Source organism: Vibrio sp. OPT20 (genome assembly GCF_963889365.1).
GTDB classification, from domain to species: Bacteria; Pseudomonadota; Gammaproteobacteria; order Enterobacterales; family Vibrionaceae; genus Vibrio; species Vibrio splendidus.
The window spans coordinates 206,803-214,543 of record NZ_CAWPOA010000101.1; the positions used below are offsets into that span (position 1 = coordinate 206,803).

The following is a 7,741-nucleotide window of genomic DNA, read 5'->3' on the forward strand; positions in this document are numbered from 1 at the left end:
TGCACCAATTAAGTTTTTTGTTTCGCAGACGTTATTGCTTGGGCTATTTTAGCCCTGTGATTTTCTTCCCACTCAGCGAGTGTTAATGAAGCTTCGTCACTTGCTTTCTTTGAAGCCATTAGAAACACTTCATCTTTTCTTGATTTAGGAATAACGACAATACCCTCTACATCAGCAACAATGATATCTCCCGTAGAGACCTTTGCTCCCCCGCAAGTGATTGGATCACCCAATTCAGAATAGACCTCTTTCTTTCCCGGTACTGGATGAACACCTTTCGCAAAAACTGGAAACTTCATATCTGAAATTTCACTCAAATCTCGAATGACACCATCAATAATAAAACCTTTGATACCTCGACTCTTAGCGACTGCGCATACATTACCGCCGGCTACTGCATATTCGCTATCAACTCCATCCACTACAATGATGGAACCTTTTGGTGCTTCGTATATGGCTGAATGAAGCATTAAATTATCACCAGACGTTAACTGGACAGTAAACGCTTCTCCAAAAATTGGCGGCATTCCCTGCCAAAGAGGACCAATACTAAAATTAATAAAGTGGTCGTTACTTAGTATGTTTCCGTACTCGGTTGTCGCAAGTTTTGAAAAATCTGACTTCATATTTTCACTCCATGTTTGAATGAAACCTGCCGGTCTATGTATGTTGCTTGATATGTTGAGGCTATCCGCTTAGTTTCTTAGACATATTGAAACCGGTAACCTCAAAGCCAACTTCTTTATACAACTTAAGCGCCCGCTCATTATGATATGCGACCCTCAGTTTTATTTGATTGATACCAATAGCAAGTAGTTGGATCTCTAACGCAGAAATTGATTGAGTACCATAACCTAGACCTCGATGTTCATTCGAAATGAAGAAGTCATAGATAAACGTAGATTTATCCCCAATATTGACTGAGTGCCATAGGTAACCCACAAGCTTACATTCACCATCGACTTCAGCATCAATGCATAATAGCGAATGCTCATTGCTCTCTAGTCCGTTAGGGAAGCTGCGATGCAAGTCCTTCTTTGCCAATTCGACTGCAACGTCTAAAGAATGCCCATAGTTTCTAGCTATTTCCTGACTGTAATCGTCAATAAAATACTGACAATATGCTGGATATTCGTCTTGGCGCATTCCTCTAAGTACTACCATGTTCATCCTTTATAAACGTTGAATTCAATTAGTAACATAACGCCCGCTTGAGCAGATTACAACGCTACCAATGCTCTCAAATTTAACAGCTAACCCACTGAAGTTAAACGAGTGGGAACACCAATACCGCCGCATGCCAAAATGCCAAGCGTACCGAATCGCGCCTAAGTTGTTTGTGATAACGAAACATCTTCGTTTACTCGCAGCTTAACTGGTCTACTGACACTTTCTGTGTCTAACGAAGGCTACAACCAAAGCCAGCAACGCAAGTAGCTCAAAAAGCCAAAATAGAGGAATAAGCCCGAATGGCTCAACCAACACACCATTTTCATCTACGTATGAACCTATGGTGTTATAAGCAATGAAACACAAAAGGCCACTAACGCAGAAAAGAAAGCTGATTTTATACTTACGGAGAAAATTCATCGAAGCCTCAACATTTGAATATCTAAAATGTCAGACACTTTGTAAGAGAACATGGTTCACTCGGATAGGCATAATTGGTTAGACGAGTTATCGCCGCTTGAAGTAGCTGACATCGCGATCACCTCACCCATTGTGCCGAAAACACTAAAGTTGATTCTAGCTGGAAATGCCAAGCGTTTAGCATCATTTTTATATACCGAAATGGATAATAAACACTTGTTATGTGCTTTTTATTGAGGCCTATCTTCTGGGTTATCACGATACCAAGCTTCGAGCAGTTCCCGACCATAGATGACTTCTGTCTGCATATGCATGTAAAGAAGGAATGCAGCCAATAGAAAACTAACTCCGTTCAACCACCTTAATGCTTGTTTACGCTCTGCATCATAGAAAAACATACTGACACCAACAAGCAAGAAAGGATAACAACCTATAAGAAGTAACAACCAGCCAAGGTAACTTGATATTGCCATATCTGTCATTTCCACCCCCTCAGAGCCATTAGAAAACTCATTGTATATTAGAGTAACTATTCAGCTATTAGGAGTTCACATAATCGAGTTTCGAGGCACTTCAAGTTGGGGGTTGATGCTGGGATGTTAGGCGTGAGCACCACCTAACCGAAACCATTACACCGCAAACACAAAACTCGACCGAAACTAAAAAATGCCGAGCGTTGTGAATTAGTCTTAAGCTAATAAAAACTAAGTGCTACTCTCCACTTTCAAAGTGGGCAAATATTTCTGCGCCAGTCATATTTTGTGTTTCATTTTTAAATTCGTAGTATTCGGGCTTTTCATCGATAAAAATCTGATGAGTTAATTTGTAGTCATCCCCAGACATCAATAAACCGACAGGAAGATGATACTGATTATTTGGCACTAAAAAGTAAAACAAGTGAGTACCACATTTACCGCAGAACCCTCTCTCAGCCCAATCGGATGACTTATATCTCACTACATTTGATTCACCTGATATTTTGACGGAATCAGCACAATCAATGACTAACATCGGCCCGCCAGACCAATTTCTACACATACTACAATGACAAGCCCCCAATTCATTACTGGCGTACTCTACTTCCAACTCAACCGAGCCACATAGGCACTTTCCTTTACCTTTCATGAATCCTCCAATCTTTGCAATGTGTGTAACAATAATAGCAGATCACGCTTTTTATACCGATGACTTAATAAGAAAAGGCTATTTTTTGTTCCCCTTCTCCGACAGATACGCAGCGTACTCTTTAGAAATCCATTTATGAATATGAAGCCCTGTTTTACGAAAGAGATACCAATCTATAGCAGCTAAAATCACCAATCCGATTACAGTTCCCATTACAAAACCTCCATGCTCATTGAAATGTCACTCTACCAAATAGTTAAGAAAGGCACCGTGAACCTAAACAAACTATTAAGACTCGACATGGGTAGTTACTTTCATTCAGGAATGAATTGCAGGGGTATGATGTGCGTTTAGGTGGCGAGCATCGTAATACCAACTTAAACACTTAGACCTACGCATAGTGCGAATGCCAAGCATTGTGAATCTTATTAAGTTTATTGTTATGTTCGTACTTAAAGAAATTGAAGAACCAAACAAGTAATAAATGCAGGTAAACCGGCTATAAAGAAGACCAAACCTGTCTGGTAGTTCATGCGATAGTGATCGTGTTGATCTTTTTCGAAATCATGCCCTTCTACCATTTTGTAGACCTTATCTGTTCTCGGGTCATCTAACCGAGTTGTCTTACTATGGATGCCTGCTTCCCACATTAGTTTCGCTAAAATCCATATAACGATGACAACAAAGAACAGGAAGTCGACCAACTGAGTAGTCGCGAAGAAGGGAATAAACTGGGCTAGAGCTATAACCACAAGTGCAGCTGATAGGTTAATGAGAACCACTTTCTTGAATAAATCGAGCAAATATCTCCCCCTAGAACATAGCGCCCTCTTAAGTAGCTGACAACCACCACAGAACTTAATCCATTGTTCTGTAATTACTAAAGCTGATTCAAACCATAAATGCCGAGCGTTAGAATCTTGATTAAATGTTTGTATGGATAATGAGCTTCCCATCTGAGTCGAACGAGTACGTTTTGAGCATTTCGTCTGTAAAAAATGAAATGATGTTGCCTTCTATATCCTTCAAAACAAATCTAGATTCTTGATCATTTGTGATTTCAAGAGTTTGTTGAATCACAGAGTATGGCATTTCAAATTCCAGACCGCTCATTTCAGCTAGTATCCCGTTGATCTTCGCGTAATTGCGTTTCAATAAATATGAGCCATGCGAAGAGCCCGTGTCACTATTAACCTCACCAAAACCTAAGCTAGTAAGCTCAAAAATAGATACGGTTTTGTTTCCAGTATTGTCGTAAAACTCTTCTAACTTAGCATTAAAATGAACATGTCCATGTTCATTCATTAAGGGGCGCAATGCTTCTTTACCACTCTGTGTGAGATGCGGTTTCCAAGTCGCCAGTTCTGTCAGGGGATTATAGAAAGTGATGTTTATGCAAATGGTTTTGATAGTACCTTCTTCGTCGAGCTCGGTGCTTGGTCGAAGTTCAAACAACTCAATCCCTTTCCCACCGGGAAACTGTTCAGCACTTTTTGCATATTTGATCGCGGGAGCAGTATAACCCGTAGCGGAATAAAATTTTCCAGCATTGACATTCGCTAGGTCAGGTAAAGCACCACCCAACTTCTGTAAGTCTCCACGCCCAACTTTTTTACCCTGTATTGTGTAGTCTTTTACTTCACCCATTCTTAAAGAGTCATCTTGACCAGAAAGGACATCAATTTGATAAAGACTCTTTGAGAATGCCCCTCTGACTTTCTTATCATGAGACACAGCATCACCGCTAGCTACATGCTCAGCAATACATGCTAACATCTCGTAAGCTGTCCCTGCTTTTGAAGGTTTTTCGCCGAAAATTTGTTCAAATAGTTTGTCTATTGGGGACATATTTTCCTCTTGTTCCATAACGCCCACTTAAACTGTGAGTGAACGTGTGCCATGTTAAAGCGAAGCGAGTTCGGCACGCGTTCACGAATCAGATTTAAAGCGATTGTTAGCTTGATCGGTTAAGTAGTTCGCTTAGCTCTTTGTCTGCTGGAGTTTCAGTATGCTCTAACCATTGCTGTGCGATTTCTGAAGCATTCATGATTGTGTTCATATCAGCTTGAGTTAATTTGAGACTTGGTATTGAATTACCAATTAACAAAGAAACCGTTGCTGCTTTCTCAGCCAACTCAATCATTATAGGCTTTAATTCTTTACCGCCTTGGCTAGCTTCTAAAAGTTTGCTGGTAGTCTGCGCCATATACCAAGCTAGTCCACCCCATTGAGAAAGACCTTTTGATTTGAAACGAGAATCAATGTCTTTAAATAGAGCTGAATTAACAATAAAGTTGTATTGCTCATATGTGTATTCCTGCTCAAGTCCTTGAGCCTTAAGTTGCTGCTGACAAGCGTCCAGTGCTTTTTTCAAACTTTCGCGCTTAAAAAAAGAAAACATTTTTGGTCCTCATATAAAGTTAAAATTGCTAATAATATTAACATTTGGATGCATTGAAAGCTAACAGCTATTAGACAGAAAAATTCTGTCTAGTTTCTAAGATAGGTAAGCAATATACAACCAAGCCATTGCATAACAATGACTTATATCACAGCTAGTTTAATGCATGTGAAAAGTCGCTTACTTTAGCTCATCTGGAATGCGGCGATCTTTGTGGTAATACTCTCGGTCTCGTTCGTTGATTTCGCGTACCACTTTGCATGGGTTGCCGACTGCGACGACATTAGCTGGGATGTCTTTGGTGACGATGCTGCCTGCGCCTATTACTGAGTTTTCACCAATGGAGACACCGGGAAGTACGACGGTGTGTGCGCCAAGCCATACGTTGTTGCCAATACGAACAGGAACATTGAACTGCGCTGCTTTTAGCCTGAGTTCTGGGCTGATGGGGTGTGTACCAGTGGCGATGGTCACGTTAGGCGCAATCATCACGTTGTCGCCGATGAATACGTCTGTGTCGTCGACCAGAGTTAAATTGAAGTTAACGTATACGTTGTTGCCTAGGTGGGTGTGACGCCCCCAGTTCGCGTGTAACGGCGGCTCGATGTAGCAGCCCTCACCGACTTCGGCGAACAGTTGCTTCATGATTTGTTGTCGTTTATCCCCTTCACTAGGACGAGTGTGATTAAAATCGTATAGCACTTCTAAGCATTGAGTTTGCTCAGCAACCAAATCAACGTCGTCACAGTAGTAAACGTCTTGGCTGTGCATTTTAGCCTTTATATCCATGTTTGAACCTATTTGATCATTGCCTTATGTCGGCATAAATAAAGAAACAGATGGATAATTTGAAGTTTTCACTGGCCTCAATGCAAGTTGGATGAATCAGCGCGACCTGATGTTTTCAGCCACACGCCACAGCACACCACTTGGGTCAGTGATACAAAACTCAAGCATTCCCCAAGGCTGTTCAACAACCTCGGAAACGATAACTTCAAATTCCGACACTACATTAGAGTTTTGGATGTGTTGATACCAACTTTTTACGTCTTCAACCAGCAAGTGCATCATGTAATTGTGACAGTGCGCAGGTTCATAAAAGTTTTGCAAAAGGAAGGCGCAACTGCCGTGTCGTAGATAGGCGATATCGTGAAATTCAGACATCACTTCGAAGCCGATTGACTGGTAAAAACGCTTGGATAAATCGAAGTCTTTCACGGGTACGAAAGACTTAATTTCTGAGACTTTGAGGTTTTCCATCCTAGATCCTTATAGTGTTGATATTCTGATCCTGACACGCTTAACGCTTTAAGTGGTTACAGCGTTTATTCAGAGTCCTGCTGAAATGAGTCGACTTCGGCTTTAGTTAGATAACGCCACTGACCTGCTTCAACATCTAAACGAACATCACCAATCTGCTCACGGTGTAGTCCAACAACTCGATTCCCTACCGCAGCAAACATTCGTTTTACTTGATGAAACTTACCTTCTGTAATTGTCAACAGCACTTCTTTACTGGTAATCACTTCGAGTTCTGCCGGACGCGTCAGATTTTGTTCGCCCTGCAATTTAACGCCCGCTTTGAACTTGTCAGCGACATCATCTTTGATATCTCGTGACAATGTCACGCGATACACCTTCTTACATGACTTGGTTGGCAGAGTGATGTTGAATGACCATCGCCCATCATCGGTAATCAAGACTAAGCCTGTTGTGTCTGCATCTAAGCGTCCTGCGATGTGCAGTTCTGATGCTTTTTCTATCTGGATGTAGTTAAAGAGTGAAGGATAAACTTCATCGATATTAGAGCAGATAGTACCCGCAGGCTTGTGCATTAGGAGGTATCGAAATTCACGCAACTTAAGCGGAGTGCCATTTAACAAGATGGTGTTGCTTTCATGAACCTGAGTCGATTCATTGGTCACAGCCTCACTGTTTACGTTCACCTCGCCATTATGGATGCGTTCAATCGCTTCAGGCTTGGTTAGGTCAGTGCTTTTACATAGGTATTTATCAAGGCGCATTAATCGTCGGCACCACATTTTGCGCATGGCTTGTAAGTACGTTCGCCTTGAGCAATCACCACATAGTCTCGAACGCAGTTATCACATAGCGCCAACTTTGGGTAAGCGTCTCTCTGTTTCTTTGCGTTGATGTTGCCTTCGGTGGTGTATACAGTTCTCATTTTGATGCCTTTGCTTGAATAACGTGAGAGGCGCAAATTGTATCACTGTTTACAGCTTTGATTGGAGTGGTGGTGCATAGATAAATTGATTTTAAACGCCGTCATTCCATGTTCTCGCCCCGTAATGGCTTAACCATGAACAACAAAGTCAACGTGCCACGCCTATCAGTGGTAAAATGATAAAAGCTCACCAACCAATGAAGTCACTAATGAAAAATTGTAATCAATGCGGGAAATGCTGTATCAAATACGGAGATGGTGACCTTGCCGCAACGCAAGAAGAGATTGATTTGTGGGAGTTGTTCAATCCAGACATCTTTGAATATGTTCGAGGAAGCGAGATCTGGTTCGACCCTGAATCAGGCGAACGTTTAACTCGCTGCCCTTTTCTAGAGCTAGTTCCGACGAAAGACACCAAGGCTCAAGCCAAGTACACATGC

12 protein-coding genes and 1 pseudogene are annotated in these 7,741 nt (G+C 41.6%); 1 reads left to right on the top strand and 12 read right to left on the bottom strand.

The features are described 5' to 3' along the window. Positions 1 to 8: 8 nt before the first annotated feature. From AACR09_RS21060 to AACR09_RS21115, 12 genes are all read right to left on the bottom strand, one after another. Positions 9 to 626, bottom strand: a complete 618-nt coding sequence (locus AACR09_RS21060; protein ID WP_076647008.1) for an RraA family protein — start codon at positions 624 to 626, stop codon at positions 9 to 11. A 61-nt stretch (positions 627 to 687) separates the two neighbouring features. After that, entirely contained in the window at positions 688 to 1,164 is a 477-nt protein-coding gene (locus AACR09_RS21065) for a GNAT family N-acetyltransferase (protein WP_193835636.1), read from the bottom strand. Between the two features lie 216 nt (positions 1,165 to 1,380). Beyond that, positions 1,381 to 1,590, bottom strand: coding sequence for a DUF3955 domain-containing protein (locus AACR09_RS21070; protein ID WP_076647006.1), 210 nt, complete (start codon positions 1,588 to 1,590; stop codon positions 1,381 to 1,383). A 230-nt stretch (positions 1,591 to 1,820) separates the two neighbouring features. Then, positions 1,821 to 2,072, bottom strand: coding sequence for a hypothetical protein (locus AACR09_RS21075; RefSeq protein WP_004733888.1), 252 nt, complete (start codon positions 2,070 to 2,072; stop codon positions 1,821 to 1,823). A 229-nt stretch (positions 2,073 to 2,301) separates the two neighbouring features. Further along, complete coding sequence (locus tag AACR09_RS21080) at positions 2,302 to 2,715, bottom strand: GFA family protein (protein WP_017096149.1); 414 nt, start codon at positions 2,713 to 2,715, stop codon at positions 2,302 to 2,304. A 452-nt stretch (positions 2,716 to 3,167) separates the two neighbouring features. Then, positions 3,168 to 3,518 (bottom strand): hypothetical protein, encoded by a 351-nt coding sequence (locus tag AACR09_RS21085; RefSeq protein ID WP_193835637.1) that lies wholly within the window; start codon positions 3,516 to 3,518, stop codon positions 3,168 to 3,170. Positions 3,519 to 3,639: 121 nt separating this feature from the next. Beyond that, positions 3,640 to 4,581, bottom strand: coding sequence for a hypothetical protein (locus tag AACR09_RS21090; RefSeq protein WP_193835638.1), 942 nt, complete (start codon positions 4,579 to 4,581; stop codon positions 3,640 to 3,642). A gap of 88 nt (positions 4,582 to 4,669) precedes the next feature. Beyond that, positions 4,670 to 5,116 (bottom strand): hypothetical protein, encoded by a 447-nt coding sequence (locus AACR09_RS21095; protein ID WP_076646996.1) that lies wholly within the window; start codon positions 5,114 to 5,116, stop codon positions 4,670 to 4,672. A 180-nt stretch (positions 5,117 to 5,296) separates the two neighbouring features. Next, positions 5,297 to 5,905, bottom strand: coding sequence for a sugar O-acetyltransferase (locus AACR09_RS21100; RefSeq protein WP_193835639.1), 609 nt, complete (start codon positions 5,903 to 5,905; stop codon positions 5,297 to 5,299). A gap of 96 nt (positions 5,906 to 6,001) precedes the next feature. Next, positions 6,002 to 6,376, bottom strand: coding sequence for a VOC family protein (locus tag AACR09_RS21105; protein ID WP_193835640.1), 375 nt, complete (start codon positions 6,374 to 6,376; stop codon positions 6,002 to 6,004). 65 nt (positions 6,377 to 6,441) lie between these two features. Further along, the gene (locus AACR09_RS21110; protein ID WP_193835641.1) at positions 6,442 to 7,167 is read right to left on the bottom strand and encodes a pseudouridine synthase; all 726 of its coding nucleotides are present in this window, start codon (positions 7,165 to 7,167) and stop codon (positions 6,442 to 6,444) included. Continuing rightward, positions 7,140 to 7,301 carry a hypothetical protein gene (locus tag AACR09_RS21115; RefSeq protein WP_004733900.1) on the bottom strand — a complete coding sequence of 54 codons (162 nt, stop codon included), beginning with the start codon at positions 7,299 to 7,301 and terminating at the stop codon, positions 7,140 to 7,142. Before AACR09_RS21115 ends, AACR09_RS21110 begins: the two co-directional genes overlap by 28 nt. A 209-nt stretch (positions 7,302 to 7,510) precedes the next feature. On the opposite strand from AACR09_RS21115, the pseudogene AACR09_RS21120 reads away from it, so the two are divergent. Continuing rightward, a pseudogene (locus AACR09_RS21120) lies at positions 7,511 to 7,741 on the top strand (YkgJ family cysteine cluster protein); the annotation flags it as partial.

Excerpts from the sequence above, each read along its gene's own strand:
- AACR09_RS21105 (WP_193835640.1), bottom strand. The coding sequence starts at position 6,376 with ATGGAAAACCTCAAAGTCTCAGAAATTAAGTCTTTCGTACCCGTGAAA.
- AACR09_RS21080 (WP_017096149.1), bottom strand. The coding sequence starts at position 2,715 with ATGAAAGGTAAAGGAAAGTGCCTATGTGGCTCGGTTGAGTTGGAAGTA.
- AACR09_RS21070 (WP_076647006.1), bottom strand. The coding sequence starts at position 1,590 with ATGAATTTTCTCCGTAAGTATAAAATCAGCTTTCTTTTCTGCGTTAGT.
- AACR09_RS21095 (WP_076646996.1), bottom strand. The coding sequence starts at position 5,116 with ATGTTTTCTTTTTTTAAGCGCGAAAGTTTGAAAAAAGCACTGGACGCT.
- AACR09_RS21075 (WP_004733888.1), bottom strand. The coding sequence starts at position 2,072 with ATGACAGATATGGCAATATCAAGTTACCTTGGCTGGTTGTTACTTCTT.
- AACR09_RS21115 (WP_004733900.1), bottom strand. The coding sequence starts at position 7,301 with ATGAGAACTGTATACACCACCGAAGGCAACATCAACGCAAAGAAACAG.
- AACR09_RS21100 (WP_193835639.1), bottom strand. The coding sequence starts at position 5,905 with ATGGATATAAAGGCTAAAATGCACAGCCAAGACGTTTACTACTGTGAC.
- AACR09_RS21065 (WP_193835636.1), bottom strand. The coding sequence starts at position 1,164 with ATGGTAGTACTTAGAGGAATGCGCCAAGACGAATATCCAGCATATTGT.
- AACR09_RS21060 (WP_076647008.1), bottom strand. The coding sequence starts at position 626 with ATGAAGTCAGATTTTTCAAAACTTGCGACAACCGAGTACGGAAACATA.
- AACR09_RS21090 (WP_193835638.1), bottom strand. The coding sequence starts at position 4,581 with ATGGAACAAGAGGAAAATATGTCCCCAATAGACAAACTATTTGAACAA.
- AACR09_RS21110 (WP_193835641.1), bottom strand. The coding sequence starts at position 7,167 with ATGCGCAAAATGTGGTGCCGACGATTAATGCGCCTTGATAAATACCTA.